Below are 262 nucleotides of genomic sequence, written 5' to 3'. Positions count from 1 at the left end.
GAATGAACTGGGAGATCAAGAAAAAGTGGATGAAATTGACTCTGTTGATGAGACGAACAATACATTTCAAACAGATGTTATTTTAGAGATTACGGATCTTCCTGAATCTGATTTTATGAATGAACTGGGAGATCAAGAAGAAGTGGATGAAATTGACTCTGTTGATGAAATGAACAATACATTTCAAACAGATGTTATTTTAGAGATTCCGGATCTTCCTGAATCTGATTTTATGAATGAACTGAGAGATCAAGAAGAAATG

At 33.6% G+C, this 262-nt stretch carries 1 protein-coding gene; it reads left to right on the top strand.

Translation table 11 applies throughout. The annotated features are described in order from the left end of the window. Positions 1-25: 25 nt before the first annotated feature. Positions 26-262, top strand: a 237-nt coding sequence (locus tag MR109_RS29935; RefSeq protein ID WP_242274872.1) for a hypothetical protein, incomplete at its 3' end; no start/stop codon positions are given.

Origin of the sequence: Bacillus cereus group sp. BfR-BA-01310, assembly GCF_022664325.1 — a bacterium.
Taxonomy (GTDB): Bacteria; Bacillota; Bacilli; order Bacillales; family Bacillaceae_G; genus Bacillus_A; species Bacillus_A paramycoides.
The sequence above is the reverse complement of the archived record's forward strand: the minus strand, read 5'-3'. Positions and strand labels throughout refer to the sequence as shown.